This window comes from Mesorhizobium sp. M1396 (genome assembly GCF_040317725.1).
In the GTDB taxonomy this organism is placed as follows: domain Bacteria; phylum Pseudomonadota; class Alphaproteobacteria; order Rhizobiales; family Rhizobiaceae; genus Mesorhizobium.
In genome coordinates this window covers 101399-122833 of the sequence record NZ_JAMYLA010000005.1, presented here as the reverse complement: position 1 = coordinate 122833, position 21435 = coordinate 101399, and the positions used below count along the sequence as shown (strand labels likewise).

Genomic DNA, 21435 nt, shown 5'->3' with positions numbered 1-21435 from the left:
CCTCCCAAGTGCCGGTCCAAGTCTCTATATTGAGTCATGGAAAAGCGAATCTACCCTCAAGCCATCGAATCTGTCGTCATGCCGGAGCCTTTTGGCCGGCAAAGCTTTGATAGCGCCGAAAAGGCCGTCGCGGCACTGCAGGTGCTTTACGACCGCAACACCAAGTTCCTGCGCGACTCCTTTGCGGAACTGGCGGCAGCGGGCGGCGATAATGGCAAGCGCTACCGGGCCTTTTATCCGGAGATCGGCGTCACCACCAACTCGTTCACCCAGATCGACTCCCGCCAGGCCTATGGCCATATGCCGACGCCGGGGCATTTTGCCACCACCATCACCCAGCCGGATCTGTTCGAAAGGTACCTCGTCGAACAGCTGCGCCTGATTATGCGCAATCATGGGGTTGCGGTTACCGTGTCGGAATCGACCACGCCGATCCCGCTGCATTTCGCCTTTCTCGAAGGCACCCATGTCGACGGCGCGGCGGCCGAGCGCATCAAGCGGCCGATCCGAGACCTGTTCGACGTGCCGGATCTCGACGGCACGGACGACCAGATCGCCAACGGCACTTTCGAAGTGGCCTTCGGCGAGCCGAGGCCACTGGCGCCCTTCACGGCGCAGCGCATCGACTATTCGCTCCACCGCCTGTCGCACTATACGGCGACCACGCCGCAGCATTTCCAAAACTTCGTGCTGTTCACCAACTACCAGTTCTACATCGACGAATTCGTCGCCCGTGCCCGCGACCTGATGGCCAATGGCGGCGGCGGATATACCGAATTCGTCGAGCCGGGCAATGTCATCTCCTTGGCTGGGCAAAGCGCGCCCGGTGCCGGGATCGCGCCGCCGCGCCTGCCGCAGATGCCGGCCTATCACCTGAAAAAGCCGAACCATGGCGGCATCACCATGGTCAATATCGGCGTCGGTCCCTCCAACGCCAAAACGATCACCGACCACATCGCCGTGCTGAGGCCGCATGCCTGGGTGATGCTTGGCCACTGCGCCGGTCTGCGCAACACCCAGGCGCTGGGCGACTATGTGCTGGCGCATGCCTATGTGCGCGAGGACCACGTCCTCGACGACGATCTTCCGGTCTGGGTGCCGATCCCGCCGCTGGCCGAGATCCAGGTGGCGTTGCAGGAAGCCGTCGCCGAAGTCACCGGCCTGTCCGGCTACGACTTGAAGCGCATCATGCGCACGGGCACCGTTGCCACCATCGACAACCGCAACTGGGAGCTGCGCGACCAACGCGGCCCGGTGCAGCGGCTGTCGCAGTCGCGTGCCATCGCGCTCGACATGGAATCGGCGACCATCGCCGCCAACGGCTTCCGCTTCCGCGTTCCCTACGGCACGCTGCTGTGCGTTTCGGACAAGCCACTGCATGGCGAGTTGAAGCTGCCCGGCATGGCGACCGAATTCTACAAGCGCCAGGTGGCGCAGCATCTGACCATCGGCATCAGGGCGATGGAGAAGCTTGCGGAAATGCCGATGGATCGGCTGCATTCGCGCAAACTCAGAAGTTTTTCGGAGACGGCATTCCAGTAGGACGATCTGCGCGCTGCCGGAGCATCTCATCATCTTGATTGGGCCGCATTTCTGCCGATAAGCAGGCCGGTATTCTCCGGCAACCCGCGCGGACCTGACCCGATGAGACGCAGTCGACACATGGCGGCTTCACTGGCATTTATCGCGATGATGATGTTCTCGGTTGCGCTGGTCGCCGGGTTCTTGGGTACCTTGCATCCGGCCTTCGATTCCTTCTCGCATTTCCGCGTCCACCTTGCCGTGCTGATGGCGCTTTGCGCACTGCCGCTTCTGGCCACGACATTTCGCCTGCAAGCGGCCGTGGCACTGCTTTTTGCCGTGGCGGCCGTTGCCACGACCTTCAACACATTACCTAGTCCATGGCCGGTTCAGGCTGCCTATGAAGCCAAGATCGAAGATCGTGCGATCTACAAGTTGCTGCAGATGAACCTGCGCTACGACAATCCGACGCCGAAGAAGGTGCTGTCGCTGATCGGCCGGACCAATCCGGACGTGATCACCCTTGACGAAGTATCGGCGATGTGGGCGACCGAGCTTGGCTATATCAGCAGCGCGTATCCATACCGGATCCTCTGCCCTTATCCCAACGGCGTATTCGGTGTCGCGCTGCTCTCGCGGCGGCCCTTTGCCGCCGGCACCGAGGCGCGTTGCGAACGGCGCGGCGCCATGGCGACAGCGACTGTCGACTTCGGCGGCATCGACGTCGATGTCGCCGCGATCCATCTCAGCTGGCCGTGGCCACGCGAGCAGTACTGGCAGATCGGTGAACTTGCGGAATCGCTGTCCGCGCTCGGCGAGACGGCCATCATGGCGGGCGACTGCAACGCCGTGTCGTGGAGTGCCGCCGTACGGCGCGTCGCCTCGCTCGGCGGGCTGACCGTCATGCCGTCCGCCGGGCCGACCTGGATCCACATCAAGCTGCCGGATGTCCTGCGGCGCTTCGCCGGCCTGCCGATCGACCAGGTTTTCAGCAAGGGCGGCGTGACCATTCATTCCTCGACACGACTGGAGGACACCGGCTCGGACCACCTGCCGGTCATGGTGGAATTCTCGCTCAGGCTGGCACAACAGAAGCCGGTCGATGAGCATGAAACCGCGACCGCCGCGATAGTCCAGACCGGCAAGACGCCAGGCTAAAAGATCAAGGCTTGATCAAAGCGGTGATGAGATGTTCGACATGGCCACCGTCGCGATGCTCGCGGGCGTCGAAAGCGATCTGCTTCGCCTCATATGCGGCATAGGTGGCCCTGATACGCCGCTGCGCCTCGCGGCGCGTCTTGTAGCAGGACCGGTCGTCGGCAATCCTGAGGCCGGAGATCGATCTTTCAGAGGCCCGCATCATTTCCTTGGCTAGGCGGCCATGGGTTTCTTCGTGGGCGCGGACGCCGGCGAAGAACCGCGACCAGCGCTTCTGGAGCGCCGGCGTGGTGGCCGAGGCGGCACGTGGAAACGTGTAAAAGAGATTGAGCGTGCCGTTGGCGCGCCGCAGACGGCAGGAGCCATTGTCCTGGCCGGCGTCAAGGTCCCAATCCACGGTGTAGCCGGTCTGCGCGATAGCGTGCGTCATGAAGCCGTGCTTCGGCCCCTTGCGGTCCATCGCCTTCATCAGCGCCAGGCCCGTGGTCCCGGTGATGTCATAGGTCCGCGTCTTGACCAGCACCCTGGTGTCGGCCGAGGCCGCCGGAGCGGAACCGCACACCGCGCCGATCGCCACAAGGCATGCCAGAACCGCCACGCGCATTGGCCATCTCCCTATCGTCAGGCAATGGAACCACAAGCGCGTGACAGTTTCAACAGTTCTAATATTTCACATGCCCCGGTGGACCGGGCCTTCGCCAACATTTTGCTCGCGGCGGCCGAGATGGTCCGGCCACCGCGTGGCTTACATACCTTGGTAGACCGGGCCTTCGCCGCCTTGTGGCGGCACCCAGTTGATGTTCTGGTTCGGGTCCTTGATGTCGCATGTCTTGCAGTGGACGCAGTTCTGCGCGTTGATGACGAAGCGCACGTCCTTTGCCGCGGGATCGGCGGCGGCGTTGCCGTCCTTGTCGACCCACTCGTAGACACCGGCCGGACAATAGCGTGTCGAGGGCCCCGCAAAGACATCATGTTCGGACCGTTTCTGCAGTTCCATGTCACCGACAAGCAGGTGGACCGGCTCGTTTTCCTCGTGGTTGGTGTTGGACAGGAACACCGAGGACAGCCGGTCGAAGGTCAAAACGCCATCGGGCTTCGGATAGGCGATCTTCTTGTGTTGGGCGGCAGGCTCAAGTGTTGCGTAGTCGGCTTTGCCATGCTTCAGCGTGCCGAAGGGCGAGAAGCCGAACAGCGTATTCAGCCACATGTCGAGGCCGCCGAGGCCGACACCGACGATGGTGCCGAAGCGCGACCACAGCGGCTTGACGTTGCGCACCCTCTTCAGGTCCTTGCCGATGTCGGTCTCCCGCCATGCCGCCTCGTAGGAGGACAGCTCGTCATTGGCACGGCCGGCGCCGATCGCCTCGGCGACATGCTCGGCCGCCAGCATTCCCGAAAAGACCGCGTTGTGGGAGCCCTTGATGCGCGGCACGTTGACGAAGCCGGCCGCACATCCCATCAGCGCACCACCGGGGAAGGACAGTTTCGGCACCGACTGCCAGCCGCCCTCGGTGATGGCGCGCGAGCCGTAACCCAGGCGCTTGGCGCCCTCGAAGGTGCCCCTGATTGCCGGATGGGTCTTGAAGCGTTGGAATTCGTCGAACGGCGACAGCCAGGGGTTCTTATAATTGAGGTGGAGGACGAAACCGACCGCCACCTGATTGTCTTCGAGATGGTAGAGGAACGAGCCGCCGCCGGTCTTCATGTCGAGCGGCCAGCCGAAGGAATGCTGGACCAGGCCCGGCTTGTGGTTCTCCGGCTTTACCTGCCAGAGCTCCTTGAGGCCGATGCCATATTTGCCGGGCTCGCGGCCATCGGAAAGCTTGTATTTGGCGATCAATTGCTTGGCGAGGGACCCGCGCGCGCCCTCGCCGATCAGCACATATTTGCCCATCAGCGCCATGCCAGGTGCGAAGCCCGGGCCGTGCGTGCCGTCCTTCTCGATGCCCATGTCGCCGGTGACGACGCCGGTGACGGCGCCTTCTTCATTGTACAGCAAGCCGGCGGCGGCAAAGCCTGGATAGATCTCGACGCCAAGCGCCTCGGCCTTACCAGCCAGCCAGCGGCAGACATTGCCGAGCGAGACGATGTAATTGCCGTGATTGTTCATCAGCGGCGGCATCAGGAAGTTAGGCAGACGGAACGAGCCGGCAGGGCCGAGCACCAGGAAATGGTCCGCCGTGACCGGCGTCTTGAAGGGGTGGCCTTCCTCGTCGCGCCAGCCCGGCAGGAGCCGGTCGATGCCGATCGGATCAACGACGGCGCCGGAGAGGATATGGGCACCGACCTCGCCGCCCTTTTCCAGGACGACGACCGAGAGCTCGGGATTGACCTGCTTGAGGCGGATGGCGGCGGCGAGGCCGGCCGGACCGGCGCCGACGATAACCACGTCGAATTCCATGCTTTCGCGTTCGATATCGCTCATCAACCCCTCCGCACTGGCTTATCCCATTCGGGTATCTAGCTGGCTCCTTCGCTGCATAGCGCATCAATCGGCGACAGGAAACCGGCGCATATGTGACAATGCCTTTTTGGCCAAAAAGTCGCGCATTGCGAGGGCTCGGCGGTCGTTTTCGCCCGGCATGGCCCTCGGCGCCGACGTTTTTAATTGTTCGACGGCTTGCTTATCGGCCATACTTCACGCCATGCGCATTCCTGGGCCCGCCGGCTTTTCATCGACGCGCTTTCCTTTCACGCCCGGCCGGGTCCGCCGGGCGCTCCTTTTGAGCCTTCTGGTGCTGGCACCGGGTCGCGCTTTCGCGGACGAAGTGAAAGTCTGGGCGGCTGGCGCCTACTCCTTCTCCGACGAACTTGGCGGCTTCCACATCACCGGCGCTTCGGGCGTCGGAACCAGGGATGATCCGCTGGTCATCACCGAAGAGCTGAATTCCTCAACGCCGGTGACGCTGACCATCCGCACGACAAAGCCGATCCAGGCTTTCGGCCCGTCCGGCGAATTCGCCAATGGCATCATGTATATGCGCATCGAGGTCCTCAACAATAGCGGCCAGGCCTGGATCGAATTCCAGTTCGAGCTGCAGGAGATCCTGAACCGCCCGAGCGTGTTCGGCGACGGGCTTTCGTTCGACCAGCGCAACAAGACCCCCGACAACATCTGGTCGAGCAATTTCGCCGATTTCGATCGCGATTTCGAACCCTATGACCGGCTGCTGTTCAGGAATGGCAAGGTCGACCCGCTGAAAACCGCCAGGTTCGAATTCCTGATGACCGACTATACGCCGCGGTGGACCTTCTATCTGGTGCAGGATCCGCGCATACCAACGGGGTAGGAAGCGGCCAGTCTTGCAAATTGCCGCCACGCGGACGAATGTGCTGGCATGACTGCCGCTTCCCCAAACAACAGACCTGACATCGCCGACCTGCTGGCTTTTTATGCCAGCGTGGGGGTCGACGAGGCGCTTGAAGACCAGCCGGTGAACCGGTTCGCCGAGGTTGCGCCAAAGCCGATGGAACGAGCGCCGACGGCGACGCCTTCGGGCGACACCGCCGCTCCGCAGCGTTCGACGGACATGTCTCGCGCCGAAGCCGGAGAGAGAGCAAATGCGCCACCGGTTGTGCGCGCACCGTCGGCCACGGTTCCCGACGAAGCGCAAGCAGCACGTGCCCGCCAGCTGGCAACGACGGCAACGACCCTGGACGAGCTCCGCCAGCACATGGCGGCGTTCGACGGCTGCAATCTCAAGGCCACCGCCAAGAACCTGGTGTTCGCCGACGGCAACCCGCAAGCCTCCGTGATGCTGGTCGGCGAGGCGCCGGGCCGCGACGAGGATATCGAGGGCTTGCCCTTCGTCGGCCGCTCGGGCCGGCTGCTCGACCGCATGCTGGCGGCGATCGGGCTCGACCGCACTTCGGTCTATATCGCCAATGTCATTCCCTGGCGGCCGCCGGGCAATCGCACGCCGACGCCGCACGAAACCGAGATCTGCCGGCCGTTCATCGAGCGGCAGATCGAACTGGTCAATCCGAAGGTGCTGATCAACCTTGGCGGCCCGTCAGCCAAGACCTTGCTCAACACCTCAGAAGGCATCCTGCGGCTGCGCGGCAACTGGCGCGTCCACACGACTGCGTCAGGCATCGCCATACCCGCCATGCCGACGCTGCATCCCGCGTATCTCCTGCGAACCCCGTCGCACAAGAAACTGGCGTGGCGGGATTTTCTTGAGGTGAAGGCGAAATTGCAGGCGCTCACCCAGCGATAACCTCGCAGGTAATTGAAATGCGCCCCTCTCCGGCCTAGTCATCGCTGATGACAACAGCCCAAACCTCCGCTGGCAGTCTCATCCGCGAGTGGCGCACGCGCCGGCGCATGTCGCAGCTCGACCTCGCCATGGAGGCCGAGATCTCGCAGCGGCATCTGAGCTTCGTCGAGAGCGGACGGGCCGCACCCTCGCGCGATATGGTGCTGCATCTGGCCGAACAGCTCTCTATTCCGCTCAGGCAACGCAACCAGTTGCTTCTCGCCGCCGGCTTTGCCCCCAGCTTCGGCGAGCGCTCGCTCGGCGACGCGATGTTGGCGCCGGCGATGGCGGCGGTCGAAATCGTCCTCAAGGGGCATGAGCCGTTCCCCGCACTCGCTGTCGACCGCCACTGGAACCTGGTTTCGGCCAATGCCGCCATCGCTCCCTTCCTTGCCGATGTCAGCGAGGAGGCGCTGCTCAAGCCGCCGGTCAACGTGCTTCGCCTCAGCCTGCACCCCGGCGGCATCGCACCGCGCATCGTCAATCTCCAGGAATGGCGGGCGCATCTGCTTGAGCGCCTCAAACACCAGAACGACGCCAGCGGTGACGCGGTGCTGGTTGACCTGGAGCGCGAGCTGCGGACCTACCCGTCCGGCTTGAAAGGCAGCCGGCCGGCGCCGGTCGAGCCGAATGCCATCGTGCACCCGCTCAGGCTTGCCCACGGCGATCAGGTGCTGTCGTTCATCAGCACCATCACCGTGTTCGGTACGCCGCTCGACGTGACCTTGTCGGAACTGGCGATCGAATCGTTCTTCCCAGCCGATGAGCAGACGAGGACGGTGCTGGTGCGATTGGCGAAGGAGCGAGCCGAGCTGTCGTAATCACCCTTCAGGCAAAGATGCCTTGCGCGTGCGGGTGCGCTCCAGGCCAAGCTGGCGCTCGCGCCAGATGATGAATATCCCGGCGGCAACGACAATTAGCCCGCCGACAAGCATGTGAACCGTGGCGACGTCGCCGAAAACGAGATAGCCGACGACCAGGCCAAGGATCATCGAGGTGTATTCGAACGGCGCCACCACCGAAGCCTCGGCATGGCGATAGGCCGCCGTCATCAGGATCTGGCCGAGGCCGCCGCAGAAGCCGGCGGCAACCAGAAGAGCTGCCTGGAGCGGCGTCAGCATCTGCCAGCCGAACGGCAGCGACAATAGCGACATGACGCTCGCGGTCACCGAAAACCACAACACGATGGTCGCGGTGCGTTCGCTTTGCACGAGATTGCGCACCAATAGCATGGCGACCGCCGAGATCGCCGCGGCGACCAGGACGGCAATGACGCCAAGCACCTCCTGGTCGTCGAGCGCCTGATCGGAACTGAGCAGCGTCAGTTCAGGCCAGGAGATGATCAGCACGCCGACCAGACCGACCGCAACCGCGCTCCAGCGATAGACGCGGATGGCCTCGCCGAGAAAGATCGAGCTGAACACGACCACCAGCAGCGGCTGCGCATAGTTCAGCGTGATCGCCTCGGGCAGCGGCAGCCGGGTCAGCGCGAAAAAGCCGAGCCCCATGGCGCAGACGCCGACAAGGCCCCGGGCGATGTGATTGAGCGGACGCTTGGTGGTGAACGCAGTGCCAAGTTCTCGCCTGAAAGCCAGAAAGGCGATGATCGGGAAGATGGCGAAGAACGAACGGAAGAAGACGATTTGACCCGCCGGCACGGTGCCCGCGGCCTTGATGCAGGTCTGCATGCCGACGAAGACCGCCACCGACACGATCTTGAGCATGATGCCGGTGAGCGTGTTGTGCCCGCCAGCATGGTCGCTGACTGTGGCTGTGGGGCTGCCGTGGCCAGCTTTCACGCTCCCACAGCTTCCCGGATGGTTGCCCAGATGCGCGCCGGCGTTGCCGGCATGTCGATGTGCCTGACGCCGTAGGCACGCCAGAGCGCGTCGGTCACCGCATTGAGTGCGGCCGGGGTCGAGCCGATGGTGCCGGCCTCGCCTGCCCCCTTGATGCCGAGCGCATTGGTGGTCGACGGCACGTTGCGGGTCTCGAAATGGAAGAACGGGAAATTGTCGGCGCGTGGCATGGCGTAGTCCATGAAGCTCGCCGTCAAAAGCTGTCCATCCTCGCCATAGATCGTGTCTTCGATCAGTGCTTGGCCGATGCCTTGCACGACACCGCCATGCACCTGGCCGGCGAGCAGGATCGGATTCACGGTGACGCCGAAATCGTCGACGATAGTGTAGCGGACGACCTCGGTGGCGCCGGTGTCCGGGTCGATCTCGACCTCGCAGATATGGGTGCCGTTCGGGTAGGTGCATTCGTCCTGTACGAACTCGCCAAAGCCCTTGAGATCATCGGGCGTCTTGGCGGCCTTGGCGATGGTGGAAAAATCGATCGAGCGATCGGTGCCGACGATGCGGGCAGCGCCATCAGACAGTTCGATGTCGCCGACTGAGGCCTCCAACTCGTCGGCGGCGATGCGCTTGATCTTGTTGGCGAGATCCTCGCCCGCGCGGGAAGCTGATACACCCCCCAGCGGGATCGAACGCGAGCCGCCGGTGCCGCCGCCTGCCTTCAATTCGTCCGTATCGCCCTGCCGGACATGGATCTTGTCGATATCGAGATTGAGCTTTTCCGACAGGAACTGCGCATAGGCGGTGGCGTGCCCCTGCCCGTTGGTCTGGGTGCCGATCTTCAGCGTCACCGTGCCATCGCCATTGAGTTCGACAAAGGCCGGCTCCGAGCCCGGAAAGGCGCAGGCCTCGATATAGGTCGCCATGCCGAGGCCTCGGATCTTGCCGCCAGCCTTCGACTGCGCCAGCCGCTGCGGAAACGCTTTCCATTCGGACCGTTCAATGGCGCGCTCCATATGGCCCTCGAATTCACCAGTGTCGTAGAGGCGGCCGGTTTGGGTGCGGTAGGGAAACTGTTCCGGCCGAATGAAATTGCGGCGGCGAATCTCTTCGACGGGCAGGCCGAGATCGTGGGCGCAGGCATCGACCAGCTTTTCCAGCAGGAACGCTGCCTCCGGTCTGCCGGCACCGCGATAGGCATCGACCGGGCAGGTGTTGGTGTAGAGGCCGGTGACCGAGACGTCGAGCGCCTGGATATCATAGACGCCGGTCGACATGGTGACGCCGATATAGGGAATGAACGGACCGTATTGCGAGATATAGGCGCCGATGTTGGCGAGCAGGTCTACCTTCATGCCGAGGAATCGGCCGTTCTTGTCCAGCGCCATCTCGGCCGTCACGACATTGTCGCGCCCTTGCGCATCGGTCAGGAAGTGTTCGGTGCGGTCGCCCGCCCATTTGACCGGGCGGCCAAGCCGCTTTGCCGCCTCCAGCACCAGCGGGTATTCACGATAGACGAAGCTCTTGGGCCCGAAACCGCCGCCGACATCGGGCGTGATGACGCGCAGCTGGGCCTTCTTGATCTTGAACACGCCGGCCAGGATATACTGCATGGAATGCACGCCCTGCGACCCCGTGGTCAGCACGAAGCGGTTCTCCTCCACGTTCCACTCGCCGATCGCCGAGCGCGGCTCCATGTAGTTGCAGACCAGCCGGTTGTTGACGAATTCGATGCGGGTGACATGGGCGGCCTTGGCAAAAGCCGCTTCGGTCTTTTTCTGGTCGCCCATGTGATAGTTGAAGGCGCGGTTTGAGCCGAGTTCCGGCCAGACCAGCGGCGCGCCTTCGGCAAGAGCCGTTGCCGTCCCGGAGGTCGCGTCTTCGCTGTCATAGTCGACATCGATCAGTTCGGCGGCATCCTGCGCCAGAGCGCGGCTGTCGGCGACGACGAAGGCTACGGCATCGCCGACATAGTGGACCCGATCGCGGCACAGGATCGGGACGTCGCGCGTCGGCGCCGTGGTGCCATCCGGCTGCTCCTGCATGACGCCGGATTTCAGATCGCCGAGATGAACAAGGTCCTTGCCGGTCAGGACCAAGTGGACGCCGGGTGCCGCCTTCGCCGCTTCGGTCGAGCCGATGGTGAAACTGGCCTTGGCGACCGGCGAGCGCAGGACATAGCCATGCAGGACGCCAGCCGGCTGGATATCGTCGGTATAGCGGCCCTGCCCCTGGATGAAGGCTGCATCCTCGCGCCGCAGCACGGATGCGCCCATGCCGAATTTCGGTGTGACGACGGTCATGAGTGCCTCGTGATGATGACGGGAGAAGAACGCCTGAAATAGGCATTGCCTTAGTTTTGTCGAGGGGCCGTTTCGTGTAAAGAGCGCGGACTTCAAATTTCTTGGACCAGCGGACACAATCCGCCGCCAACGCAATCGACAGGAAAACCAACGGAATGCGCACGGACACCGGCCAGGTCTTCAAGCTCGAAGACTATCGCCCCAACGACTACCTCATTCCGCAAACCAACCTCACCTTCCGCCTTTCGCCAGACGCAACGCGCGTCATCGCCTTGCTCACGATCGAGCGACGTGACGGCGTCTCCGCGTCGGCACCATTGGTGCTGGACGGTGACGGCCTGACGCTCAAGCGCATCGAGATCGATGGCAAGAAAGTAAAACCGTCGGATTTTCTGGCGAGCCCGGACCAGCTGACCATCCTCAATCCGCCGGCCGCGCATCGCTTCCAGTTGCTGATCGACACCGAGCTGGCGCCGGCGGGCAATGAAGCCCTGATGGGCCTCTACCGCTCGAACAATGTCTACTGCACGCAGTGCGAGGCCGAGGGCTTTCGCCGCATCACCTATTTCCTCGATCGCCCCGACATCCTGTCCGTCTATACGGTGCGGATCGAAGCGCTGCGTGACGAGGCGCCGCTGCTTTTGTCCAACGGCAACCCGCTCGACAGAGGCGATCTCGGCGACGGCTGGCACTATGCTAGATGGCACGACCCCTTCCCGAAGCCGTCCTACCTGTTCGCGCTGGTGGCCGGCGATCTCGGCCAGCTCGCCGACAGTTTCGTCACCCTGTCCGGCCGCACCGTCGAGCTCGGCATCTATGTCGAAGCGGGCAAGGAGAAGCTGGCCGGCTACGCGATGGACGCCCTGAAGCGGTCGATGAAATGGGACGAGGAGGCGTTCGGCAGGGAATACGATCTCGACGTCTTCAACATCGTCGCGGTGTCCGATTTCAACATGGGCGCGATGGAGAACAAGGGCCTCAACATCTTCAACGACAAATATGTGCTGGCCGATCGGGAGACCGCGACGGACGCCGATTTCGCCAATATCGAGGCGATCATCGCGCATGAGTATTTCCACAATTGGACAGGCAACAGAATCACTTGCCGCGACTGGTTCCAGCTCTGCCTGAAGGAAGGTCTGACGGTTTTCCGCGACCACGAATTCTCCGCCGACCAGCGCTCGCGCGCGGTCAAGCGCATCGCCGAGGTGCGCACGCTGCGTGCCCACCAGTTTCCCGAGGACCAAGGCCCGCTGGCGCATCCGGTGCGGCCGCGCCGCTACCGCGAGATCAACAATTTCTACACGGCGACGGTCTACGAGAAAGGCTCCGAAGTGGTGCGCATGATCCGCACAATTCTCGGGGTCGACGCCTTTCGCGCCGGCATGGACCTCTATTTCGAGCGGCACGACGGTGACGCGGCGACGATCGAGGATTTCGTCAAGGTGTTCGAGGATGCGTCCGGCCGCGACCTGTCGCAGTTCGCGCTCTGGTATCATCAGGCGGGTACCCCTAACCTGACGATCAGTTCGACCTACAATCCGGCCGCGCGGGAGTTCACGCTCGAAATCGAACAGTCGGTGCCGCCGACGCCTTCCGAAAGCCGCAAGCGGCTGATGCACATCCCGCTCGCCTTCGGCCTGATCGGCGCCGGCGGCAAGGCGGTGGAGTATAGCGGCGTCGAGGGTGCCAGCGTCGAGGAGGGCGTCATCCATGTCCGCAAGCGCCGCCACATGGTGCGGTTTTCAGGCGTCGCCGAACGCCCGGCCGTGTCCCTCAACCGCGGCTTTTCGGCGCCGGTAACGTTGTCGGTCGAGCAGAAAGCCGATGACCAGTTCTTCCTCGCCCGCCATGACAGCGACGCCTTCTCGCGCTGGCAGGCCTTCAACACATTGCTGACCGACGCACTGATATCAGCCTTCCGCGAGATCCTCGGCGGCAAGCAAGCTGACTTCGCCGCGCGGCTGACCGAGCTTGCCGGCAGCATCGCCGGCGACGAGACGCTGGAGCCGGCCTATCGTGCGCTGGCGCTGGCATTGCCGGGCGAAGCCGACATTGCCCGCGACATCGGCAGGAATATCGACCCCGATGCCATCTATGCGGCTCGCGAGGCGCTGGCGCTGGCGATCGGCGCCGCGAGCCGGGACGCTTTTTCGGTCCTCTACCTCAGCCTCGCCGACACGGGAGCGTTCAGCCCCGACGCGGCGAGCGCCGGACGACGCGCCTTGCGCAACACCCTGCTGGATTATCTGTCGCTGCAGCCGGGCGGAGCAGCACTCGCCGCCGGGCATTTCCAGTCCGCGACCAACATGACCGACCGCGCGGCAGCGCTTGCCGTGCTCGCGCATCGTCACCACGATTCGCCCGAGGCTATCGAGGCGCTGGCGGCTTTCGAGACGATCTATGGGTCCGACCCGCTGGTCATGGACAAATGGTTCCAGATCCAGGCCAGCGTTCCGGGGCCGCAAACCGTCGACACAGTGAGGGCCCTGACCAGCCACCCGGCCTTCTCGATGGGCAATCCGAACCGGGTACGCTCCTTGATCGGCACCTTCTCCAGCGCCAACCAGACCGGCTTCCACCGGGCCGACGGCGAAGGCTACCGGTTTTTTTCGCAAACGGTACTCGAGGTCGAAAAACGCAACCCGCAGGTGGCGGCAAGGTTGGCGACGGCGCTCAGATCCTGGCGTTCGCTCGAACCTTCGCGGCAGGCCAAGGCCAAGGAAGCGCTGCTGTCGATCGCCAACGCCGAAAACCTGTCAGCGGATCTAAGGGATATCGTCGAGCGCACGCTGGCTTGAGGCGAAAGATCTCCCCCTCGTGGGACCCTAGTGGGGGAGATAGGCCGTTTCAGCATTATTTTAGTCGATTTTTAATCTTTTTTGGCCGGACCACTGGACAAGGCGAATCACCTTTGATTCTTTACTGACGATTCGGATGTGCGGCGTTTGCCGGATCACCAAGCAGCATAGGCAAATACGGGGAGTGCCATTTATGGCGAAGGCGGACGCGTGGGGCGCGCCCGAAGGGACGGCTTTTGCGCATCGCGAGACGCGCGGCGACGGCCTTGCGGGGAATACGCGGCTCATCGCCGAACCGGCCTACCGACGGCTTCTGGCCGCCGAGCCGCTGCTGCGCCGATCGATACCCGTCCTCATCATCACCTTCCTGATCGTCATCGCGGCGCTGCGCGTGCTATCGCTGATGAACGAGCGCGACGATGTCGAGCGCAATGCCAAGGCGATCCTGACGCTGGCGGCGGGCCAACTGGCCAGTTCGCTGGCCACCACCTCGGACACGGTGCCTGGCGCCATCCAGGATCTGCTGGAGACCACAAGCCGTCAGGGCGCGATGGGCCGCAGCCATGTGCTCGTCATCACCGACAGTGCTTTCAAGATCGTCGCGGAGACACCGCGTTCGATGCCATGGCAGGGCCATTCGCTCGACAGCCTGGTCGAGGGCGGCCAGCCCTTGTTCATGTTCGGCGATCGCGCCGGCGTCATGGAAGTCAACATCGACGGACGGGACTGGTATGCGGCGGTCAGCCTAGCGAATGGTGGAAAGGGCGCATCGGCGGCCTTGGTGCCGCAGGACGCGGTTTTCGATGCCTGGCGCAAGACTGTTTCGCTGAACGTCACCCTGTTCGTGCTGACGGCCGGCGTGCTGATCGTCATCCTCTATGCCTATTTCGGCCAGGCGGCACGTGCACAGGCGGCTGACCGGATCTACCTCGAAGCGCACCAGCGCATCGACATGGCACTGGTTCGCGGCCGCTGCGGCCTGTGGGACTGGGATATGGTGCGCGGCAAGATGTACTGGTCGCGATCGATGTACGACATGCTCGGTTACAAGCCCTGCGACACGATGCTGTCCTTCGGCGAGGTCGATCAGATCATCCATCCAGAGGACGGCGACCTGTTCCAGCTCGCCAATAGGATTGTCGCACGCGAGATCGACCACATCGACCAGGTGTTCCGGATGCGGCATGCCGACGGCCAATGGGTCTGGATGCGCGCACGGGCGCAGGTCATCGATCCGGAAGCGCCGGAAATCCAGCTCATCGGCATCGCCGTCGACGTCACCGAACAGCGTCATCTGGCGCTGCGTTCCGAAGCGGCCGACCTTCGCCTCAGAACAGCGATCGAGAACATCAACGAATCCTTCGTACTGTGGGATTCGGCGCAGCGCCTGATCATGTGCAATTCCAAATATCAGCAGGATAACGGGCTTTCGGACCGTGACGTGATGCCGGGCACCGCGCGCGCGGCGTTGGAAGAACGCATGCTGGCCTTTGCCTCCGAACGGCGGCTTGCCAACACCAGCGGCCTGCAAGGCGGCGCCTCTTTCGAGCGGCAGCTGGCCGACGGCCGCTGGCTGCAGGTCAACGAACTGAGGACCCGGGACGGCGGCATCGTCTCGGTCGGCTCCGACATCACCCAGATCAAGCTGCACCAGGAGAAGCTGGTCGACAGCGAGCGCCGGCTGATGGCGACGATCCATGATCTCAGCCTTGCGCGGCGGGCGGAAGAGGAGCGGTCGCGCGAACTGGTCGACCTCAACCGCAAATATATGAAGGAAACCGAACGCGCCGAGGCGGCGAACCGAGCCAAGTCCGAGTTCCTGGCCAACATGTCGCATGAGTTGCGCACGCCGCTGAATGCGATCATCGGCTTCTCCGAACTCATGGAACAGGGGCTGTTCGGCCCGCTCGGATCGGAGCGCTACGAGGAATACGCCACCGACATCAACAGCAGCGGTAAATATCTCCTGGGCGTCATCAACGACATTCTCGATATGTCCAAGATCGAGGCTGGCCAGTTCTCGCTGGACCGCGAAGAGATCGATCTCGGCCCGCTGATCAGCGAAACCGTTCGCGTCGTATCATTGCAGGCGACGCAAAAGGCCATCACCATGGAAACCCGCATCGCCGACGCGCTGACGCTGGTCGCCGACCGCCGTGCGATCAAGCAGATCGTCATCAACCTTTTGTCCAATGCGGTGAAATTCACCGGCCAGGGCGGCCACATATCGGTCAGGGCCCGCAACACATCCGGCGCGCTGGTGCTGACGATCGAGGACAATGGCTGCGGCATCCCCAAGGATGCGCTCGGCAAGCTCGGACGGCCCTTCGAACAGGTGCAGAATCAGTTCTCCAAGAGCCACGCCGGATCCGGCCTTGGCCTCGCCATCTCGCGTTCGCTGGCCGAGCTCCAGGGTGGCGCGCTGAAGATCCGTTCGACCGAAGGTGTCGGCACGATCGTATCGGTGCGCATTCCGTTGAAGAAAGCCTCGCCGGCGATCAGGGTCGCGGCCTGAGCAGCGGGCTCCGACTGACACCGCCGGAGCCTGCCACAGACAGCCTCACTGCATATCGCTGTTGTCGCCGTCGTCACTCCATTGAGGGTGACGGCCGAAGCGGCCGCCCTTCGGCAATTCGCTCTTCTCGATCTTGCCGTCGTTGTTCCTGTCGAGCATGGCAAAGATTTTCTTCTCCCGACCGGTGATGTCGTCTGACGTCAGCGTGCCGTCGTCCTCGGTGTCGTAGCGGGCGATGATGCGTTTGGCCATCTGCTCGAAGCGCGCCTTCTCCAGCGCCTCGGCGAGCTGGGCGACGGTCAGCTTGCCGCCGTTGTCGGCGACGAGTTTCTTCAGCCGCGCGTTCATGGCGTCGGAGAACTGGTCGAAGCTGATGGTCCCGTTCGAATCCTTCATCGCCTTGTTGAGGCGCATCATCGTGCCCTCACGCATTCTTGCGCTGGCATTGTTTTCGGCATAGGCCGTGGTGCCGACGGCGCCGGCCAAGGCAACGAAGGCAAGGGCAAGTTTGGTTGTCTTTCTCATGGTCTTCTCCTGTTGCATCGTCACCCCCGATGCGGTCCGAGATAGCCGCTCGTCGCGGTCATCCCGTACGAAGCAAAAGGTCGAAATCTTTCCTGACCTTTTGCGACGTCTCTTTGAGATGTGCTTCCAGCACACCGAAATCCGGCAGATCGGTCACCGCCAGAAGCAGATCCGACAGCCCCGGTGGAACATCGTCGCGTTCAAAGGCTCCGGTGAGGCACAGCCGCGTCATCTGGGTCAGTGCCAGATAGAGCGAGTAGGCGTCGCCAAGGTCCTGCCTTGTCCCGGCATCGGCGAAGCCCGGCGCGAGACGCGACAGGATCTCGGCCGTGCCGGTGGCACGTGCAACGACCGGGGCACGTGCCATTGGCGCGGCCGCGGCACGTGCAATTGGCACGGCCGGCGCACGCGGCCCAGCCTCGACCTGCCCGGTGATGACGGCCACCTGAGCGATGAATTCGAGATCGATGAGGCCACCGGGGATCAGCTTGATGTCCCAAAGGTCGCGCGGCGGCTTTTCCTTCTCGATCATGGCGCGCATGTCCGAGGCCTCGGCCATCACCTTTGCGGCGTTGCGAGGCTGGCCAAGCACCGCCGCCACTTCCGCCTCGACCTCGCTGCACAGGCTGGGGTCGCCGGCAATGGTACGCGCCCGTGCCAGCGCCATGTGTTCCCACGTCCAGGCTTCCTGACGCTGATATTTCTTGAAGGCATCGATATGGGTGGCGACCGGGCCCTTGTTGCCGGATGGCCGCAGGCGCAGGTCGAGTTCGTAGAGCACCCCCTCCGCCGTCGGCGCGGACACCGCCGCAATCAGCCGCTGCGTCATGCGGGCGTAGTAATGCGAAGGCGCCAGCGGCTTGGCGCCATCGGATTCCTCGGCATCCGGCGCGTGGTCGTAGAGCAGGATCAGGTCGACATCCGATCCGGCGGTCAACTCTCGGCTGCCGAGTTTGCCTAAGCCGAGCAGGGAAACCAAGCCCCCGGCAATCGTGCCGTGGCGCGCCGCGAATTCGGTTGTCACCGCCTGCAGCGCCGCCTCGATGGTGAGATCCGCCAGATCGGAAAAGGCGCGGCCGGCGCGCGCAGGGTCGATCGAGCCGGCCAGCAGCCTGACGCCGATCAGGAATTTCTGCTCGGAGGCAAATATGCGCAGCCGGTCGAGCACGTCCTCATACAGCCGGTCGCCCTCGACGAAGGCGGAAAGCCGCGCCGACAGATAGACGCGGTCCGGCAGCTCCGTCAGCAAGGCCGGGTCCAGCAAACCGTCGAAAACATGCGGCCGGCGCGTGATGATCGCCGCCAGCCGGGGTGCCGCACCCATGATTGTCGCCAGAAGCTTCAACAGGGCTGGATTGGATTGCAGCAGGGAAAACAGCTGGATGCCGGCCGGCAGGCCAGCGAGAAACTCGTCGAAGCGCATCAGGGCTTCGTCGGCCCGGCGCGTCTGGCCAAAGGACCGCAACAGCGCCGGTGTCAGTTCCGTCAGCCGCTCGCGTGCCTCCGCCGACTGGGTGACGCGATAGCGGCCGAAATGCCAGCTGCGAATGACGCGGCAGATGTCGCTTGGCCTGTGAAAGCCTAGGCCGTGCAAGGTCTGCAACGTATCGGGATCGTCGACATCGCCGGTGAAGACCAGATTGCCGATGCCGGTCGAAAGCTCCGGCGCGGTTTCGAAAAGAGCCGCGTAATGGCGTTCGACCTGCTGCAGCGAGGCGCGGAACGCTTGGGAAAAGGCAGCAGAATCGGCAAAGCCCAACATACGGGCGATTCGCTCCAGCCCCTCATCGTCTTCCGGCAGCGTGTGCGTCTGCTCGTCGGCAACCATCTGCACGGCATGTTCGACGCGGCGCAGGAACCAATACTGACGCGCCAGCGCGTCGCGCGCATCGGCGGTGATCCAGCCGCGCGCCGCGAGCTGGCCGAGCATCGGCACGGTCTCGCGGCCGCGCAGTTCCGGGAAGCGGCCGCCGGCGATGAGCTGCTGGGTCTGGACGAAGAACTCGATCTCGCGGATACCGCCACGACCGAGCTTGACGTTGTGGCCCTTGACCGCGATCTCGCCATGGCCCTTGTGGGCGTGGATCTGGCGTTTGATCGAATGGACATCGGCAATCGCCGCGTAGTCCATGTATTTGCGCCAGATATAGGGCTGGAGCTCCTTGAGGAAGGCCGCGCCCGCTGCCAGGTCGCCGGCCACCGGACGCGCTTTGATCATGGCGGCACGCTCCCAGTTCTGACCGCGCGCCTCATAGTAGCGCAGTGCGGCCTCGACCGGAATCGCCAGCGGGGTGGAACCCGGATCAGGGCGCAGCCTCAAATCGGTGCGGAAGACATAACCGTGCTCGGTGCGATCCTGCAGGATACGCACCAGGCGGCGCGTTAGGCGCGAAAACAGCTCGGTGGCGTCGAGCGGATCGACGACGGCCGGCGCTTCCGGATCGAAGAAAACCACGAGATCGATGTCCGAGGAGAAATTCAGCTCGTGCGCGCCGAGCTTGCCCATGCCGAGCAGAATCCAGCCCGATTGCTTCGACGGATTGTCGAGATCCGGCAGTTTGAGCTTGCCCTGGCCATGCGCGTCACGCAGCAGGAAGTCGACGGCGGCGCGGGCGCAGGCATCGGCAAGGTCGCTCAGCCGCCGCACCGTCAGCGCCGTTTCGGCTTCACCGGCAAGATCGGCCAGCGCGATCAGGAAATGCGCCTCGGCCTTGCACCGGCGCAGTTCCATCATCAGGCCGGCTTCCGAGACCGCCTCGGCCAGATGCGCCTGGTCGATGGCAGCACCGATCGCCTTCAGCCGATCCTCGACCGTCTGCTCGAACAGCCCATCGAGGATCCGCGGCCGGCGACGTGCCGTGTCGCGCAGGAAGGGCGACAGATCGAAGATGGCTGCCAGGAAATCCTGGCCCTCCCCTTTGCCGGCCAGGAACCTGGCCAGCCGTGTCAGCCCTTCCTCGTTTGCGGCGGAGGCGATCTCGGCCAGTTCTTGCCGCGAACGGTTCTCGTCGAGTGGAGCAAGGCTGATAGACGGCTTCAGCAGCCATTGCGCCACCGCCCGCTTCGCAGCCGTGCTCATCAGTGATCCTCCCGTACCGGGAAACTCATGACCACGGATAGTCCGGGATTGCCAGGCAAGAGATCAAGCCGGCCATTGTGGAATGTCATGACGGCCTTGGCGAGGCTGAGGCCAAGACCGGAACCCGGCTGCGAACGGCTCTTTTCCAGCCGCACGAAACGTTCCGTCGCGCGAGCGCGGTCGCTATCGTCGGGGATGCCGTGGCCATTGTCGACGACCGACAGCCGAACATCCGTGCCGGTTCGCTCAAGGGCTACGCGCACAGCCGGCTGAGCAGCGGCGTCGGTCGAATATTTGATGGCGTTGTCGACGATGTTCGACAGCGCCTGGCCGATCAGTTCGCGGTTACCGTTGACGAAAACCGTCTCCCGCACGTCTGTCTCCAGCGAGACGCCCGCCTCGTCCGCCACCGGCTCGTAGAGTTCGACGACATCGCGCACGGCCCCCGCAAGATCGACGCGGTCGGTGTTCTCCGAGGAGTAGCCAGCCTCCAGCCGGGAGATCATCAGGATGGCGTTGAAGGTTTTTATCAGTTGGTCGGACTCGGCGATGGTGCCTTCCAGTGCCTGACGATAGTCGGCGGTCTTGTGCTTACCCGAAAGCGCCGCTTCTGCCCGGTTGCGCAGCCGCGTCAGCGGCGTCTTCAGATCATGCGCGATGTTGTCGGAAACCTGCTTCAAGCCTTCGTTGAGCGTGGCGATCCTGGCCAGCATCACATTAAGGTTTTCGGAAAGCCGGTCGAACTCGTCGCCGGTCCCGGTCACCGGCAGCCGGCCGGACAGGTCGCCACCCATGATGCGGCGGCTGGCCTCCGACACACTGTCGATGCGCTTCAGCGCCGCGCGGCCGACGAAGAACCAGATCAGCAGCCCGCCAAGCCCCATCATGCCGAGCGCCAGCATCAGGGCGCGACGGATGACGGCGCGAAACCGCTCCGGCTCACCGAGGTCACGGCCGACCAGCATGATCATCTGGTTTGGCAGCCGCAGCACCAGCGCAATGGCGTTGTGGCCCGTTTCGCCCTGGGCCTGCGCGTCGTTCTGCTCGGTTTGGTTGGTACCCTGCTCGGCGGGCAGATTGCGCAGACGCTCGAGTTCTCCTTCGCCAAAGCGCTGGTAGGAGAACGGGCTGCTGGTCCAACCTTCGGTTTCGAGAACGCCCGGTTCAAGGCTCTGCACATTGCCGGTCAGAATCTGGCCGTTGGCATCGGCGATCAGATAGAGGTTTGCGCCGGGCTGGCGTGAGCGCGCCTCGACCACACGGACCAACACCGGCAGGCCGCCTCGTTGATAGGCGCGAGCCAGACCGAGCACCTCGTCGTTGATGGTGTCCTGGGTCTGCGCCGTCAGCATGCGCGCCGACAGGGAGGTCATGTAGAAGACGAGCGCCACCGCGCAGAGCGCGAAGAGCAGGAGGTAGAGCGCCGAAAGCCGCGCTGCCGTCGTCTTCATGATGGCTGGCACGGAAAGAGCCAT

Annotated in this window: 15 protein-coding genes; 7 read left to right on the top strand and 8 right to left on the bottom strand. The window is 63.6% G+C overall.

Translation table 11 applies throughout. From position 1 onward, the window contains the following. Positions 1–78: 78 nt before the first annotated feature. Positions 79–1542: an AMP nucleosidase gene (locus NKH02_RS04860; protein ID WP_352876771.1), complete on the top strand. Its 1464-nt coding sequence runs from the start codon at positions 79–81 to the stop codon at positions 1540–1542. A 102-nt stretch (positions 1543–1644) separates the two neighbouring features. Next, positions 1645–2679: an endonuclease/exonuclease/phosphatase family protein gene (locus NKH02_RS04855; protein WP_352876770.1), complete on the top strand. Its 1035-nt coding sequence runs from the start codon at positions 1645–1647 to the stop codon at positions 2677–2679. Positions 2680–2683: 4 nt separating this feature from the next. Here the strand turns inward: NKH02_RS04855 and NKH02_RS04850 are convergent, their stop codons facing one another. From NKH02_RS04850 to NKH02_RS04840, 3 genes are all read right to left on the bottom strand, one after another. Then, positions 2684–3283 carry a DUF922 domain-containing Zn-dependent protease gene (locus NKH02_RS04850; RefSeq protein ID WP_352876767.1) on the bottom strand — a complete coding sequence of 200 codons (600 nt, stop codon included), beginning with the start codon at positions 3281–3283 and terminating at the stop codon, positions 2684–2686. A 141-nt stretch (positions 3284–3424) separates the two neighbouring features. Further along, on the bottom strand, positions 3425–5104 hold the full coding sequence (locus tag NKH02_RS04845) for an electron transfer flavoprotein-ubiquinone oxidoreductase (protein WP_352876766.1): 1680 nt from the start codon (positions 5102–5104) through the stop codon (positions 3425–3427). 63 nt (positions 5105–5167) lie between these two features. Continuing rightward, positions 5168–5314 (bottom strand): hypothetical protein, encoded by a 147-nt coding sequence (locus NKH02_RS04840; protein ID WP_352871968.1) that lies wholly within the window; start codon positions 5312–5314, stop codon positions 5168–5170. Between the two features lie 10 nt (positions 5315–5324). Between NKH02_RS04840 and NKH02_RS04835 the strand changes: the two genes are divergently transcribed. The 3 genes from NKH02_RS04835 to NKH02_RS04825 are packed head-to-tail and all read left to right on the top strand — an operon-like array spanning position 5325 to position 7759. Then, positions 5325–5969 (top strand): hypothetical protein, encoded by a 645-nt coding sequence (locus NKH02_RS04835; protein WP_352871969.1) that lies wholly within the window; start codon positions 5325–5327, stop codon positions 5967–5969. A 48-nt stretch (positions 5970–6017) separates the two neighbouring features. Next, a complete protein-coding gene (locus NKH02_RS04830; protein WP_352876765.1) occupies positions 6018–6899 on the top strand; it encodes a uracil-DNA glycosylase in 882 nt (293 codons plus the stop codon). A 47-nt stretch (positions 6900–6946) separates the two neighbouring features. Next, positions 6947–7759, top strand: a complete 813-nt coding sequence (locus tag NKH02_RS04825; RefSeq protein WP_352876763.1) for a helix-turn-helix domain-containing protein — start codon at positions 6947–6949, stop codon at positions 7757–7759. On the opposite strand, the gene NKH02_RS04820 is transcribed toward NKH02_RS04825, so the two are convergent. Beyond that, on the bottom strand, positions 7760–8662 hold the full coding sequence (locus tag NKH02_RS04820) for a DMT family transporter (protein WP_352876855.1): 903 nt from the start codon (positions 8660–8662) through the stop codon (positions 7760–7762). It abuts the gene before it with no gap. A gap of 71 nt (positions 8663–8733) precedes the next feature. After that, a complete protein-coding gene (locus NKH02_RS04815) occupies positions 8734–11040 on the bottom strand; it encodes a xanthine dehydrogenase family protein molybdopterin-binding subunit (RefSeq protein ID WP_352876761.1) in 2307 nt (768 codons plus the stop codon). 155 nt (positions 11041–11195) lie between these two features. On the opposite strand from NKH02_RS04815, the gene pepN reads away from it, so the two are divergent. Both pepN and NKH02_RS04805 read left to right on the top strand, forming a co-directional pair. Further along, complete coding sequence (gene pepN, locus NKH02_RS04810; protein ID WP_352876759.1) at positions 11196–13841, top strand: aminopeptidase N; 2646 nt, start codon at positions 11196–11198, stop codon at positions 13839–13841. Positions 13842–14034: 193 nt separating this feature from the next. Continuing rightward, the gene (locus NKH02_RS04805; protein WP_352871974.1) at positions 14035–16356 is read left to right on the top strand and encodes a PAS domain-containing sensor histidine kinase; all 2322 of its coding nucleotides are present in this window, start codon (positions 14035–14037) and stop codon (positions 16354–16356) included. A gap of 45 nt (positions 16357–16401) precedes the next feature. Here NKH02_RS04805 and NKH02_RS04800 read toward each other — a convergent pair whose 3' ends face one another. From NKH02_RS04800 to NKH02_RS04790, 3 genes are read right to left on the bottom strand one after another with little or no spacing between them, the layout of a single operon-like run. Then, entirely contained in the window at positions 16402–16881 is a 480-nt protein-coding gene (locus tag NKH02_RS04800; protein WP_352876757.1) for an EF-hand domain-containing protein, read from the bottom strand. A gap of 58 nt (positions 16882–16939) precedes the next feature. Further along, positions 16940–19960, bottom strand: coding sequence for a bifunctional [glutamine synthetase] adenylyltransferase/[glutamine synthetase]-adenylyl-L-tyrosine phosphorylase (locus tag NKH02_RS04795; protein ID WP_352876755.1), 3021 nt, complete (start codon positions 19958–19960; stop codon positions 16940–16942). Beyond that, positions 19960–21435 carry a sensor histidine kinase gene (locus tag NKH02_RS04790; RefSeq protein ID WP_352876752.1) on the bottom strand — a complete coding sequence of 492 codons (1476 nt, stop codon included), beginning with the start codon at positions 21433–21435 and terminating at the stop codon, positions 19960–19962. Before NKH02_RS04790 ends, NKH02_RS04795 begins: the two co-directional genes overlap by 1 nt.

What these genes read in the sequence shown, in the direction of transcription:
- NKH02_RS04840 (WP_352871968.1), bottom strand. Translation starts at nt 5,314, where the DNA reads ATGGCCGATAAGCAAGCCGTCGAACAATTAAAAACGTCGGCGCCGAGG.
- NKH02_RS04850 (WP_352876767.1), bottom strand. Translation starts at nt 3,283, where the DNA reads ATGCGCGTGGCGGTTCTGGCATGCCTTGTGGCGATCGGCGCGGTGTGC.
- NKH02_RS04800 (WP_352876757.1), bottom strand. Translation starts at nt 16,881, where the DNA reads ATGAGAAAGACAACCAAACTTGCCCTTGCCTTCGTTGCCTTGGCCGGC.
- NKH02_RS04790 (WP_352876752.1), bottom strand. Translation starts at nt 21,435, where the DNA reads ATGGCTCTTTCCGTGCCAGCCATCATGAAGACGACGGCAGCGCGGCTT.
- NKH02_RS04845 (WP_352876766.1), bottom strand. Translation starts at nt 5,104, where the DNA reads ATGAGCGATATCGAACGCGAAAGCATGGAATTCGACGTGGTTATCGTC.
- NKH02_RS04830 (WP_352876765.1), top strand. Translation starts at nt 6,018, where the DNA reads ATGACTGCCGCTTCCCCAAACAACAGACCTGACATCGCCGACCTGCTG.
- NKH02_RS04855 (WP_352876770.1), top strand. Translation starts at nt 1,645, where the DNA reads ATGAGACGCAGTCGACACATGGCGGCTTCACTGGCATTTATCGCGATG.
- NKH02_RS04820 (WP_352876855.1), bottom strand. Translation starts at nt 8,662, where the DNA reads ATGCTCAAGATCGTGTCGGTGGCGGTCTTCGTCGGCATGCAGACCTGC.
- NKH02_RS04815 (WP_352876761.1), bottom strand. Translation starts at nt 11,040, where the DNA reads ATGACCGTCGTCACACCGAAATTCGGCATGGGCGCATCCGTGCTGCGG.
- NKH02_RS04795 (WP_352876755.1), bottom strand. Translation starts at nt 19,960, where the DNA reads ATGAGCACGGCTGCGAAGCGGGCGGTGGCGCAATGGCTGCTGAAGCCG.
- NKH02_RS04825 (WP_352876763.1), top strand. Translation starts at nt 6,947, where the DNA reads ATGACAACAGCCCAAACCTCCGCTGGCAGTCTCATCCGCGAGTGGCGC.
- NKH02_RS04835 (WP_352871969.1), top strand. Translation starts at nt 5,325, where the DNA reads ATGCGCATTCCTGGGCCCGCCGGCTTTTCATCGACGCGCTTTCCTTTC.
- NKH02_RS04860 (WP_352876771.1), top strand. Translation starts at nt 79, where the DNA reads ATGCCGGAGCCTTTTGGCCGGCAAAGCTTTGATAGCGCCGAAAAGGCC.
- pepN (WP_352876759.1), top strand. Translation starts at nt 11,196, where the DNA reads ATGCGCACGGACACCGGCCAGGTCTTCAAGCTCGAAGACTATCGCCCC.
- NKH02_RS04805 (WP_352871974.1), top strand. Translation starts at nt 14,035, where the DNA reads ATGGCGAAGGCGGACGCGTGGGGCGCGCCCGAAGGGACGGCTTTTGCG.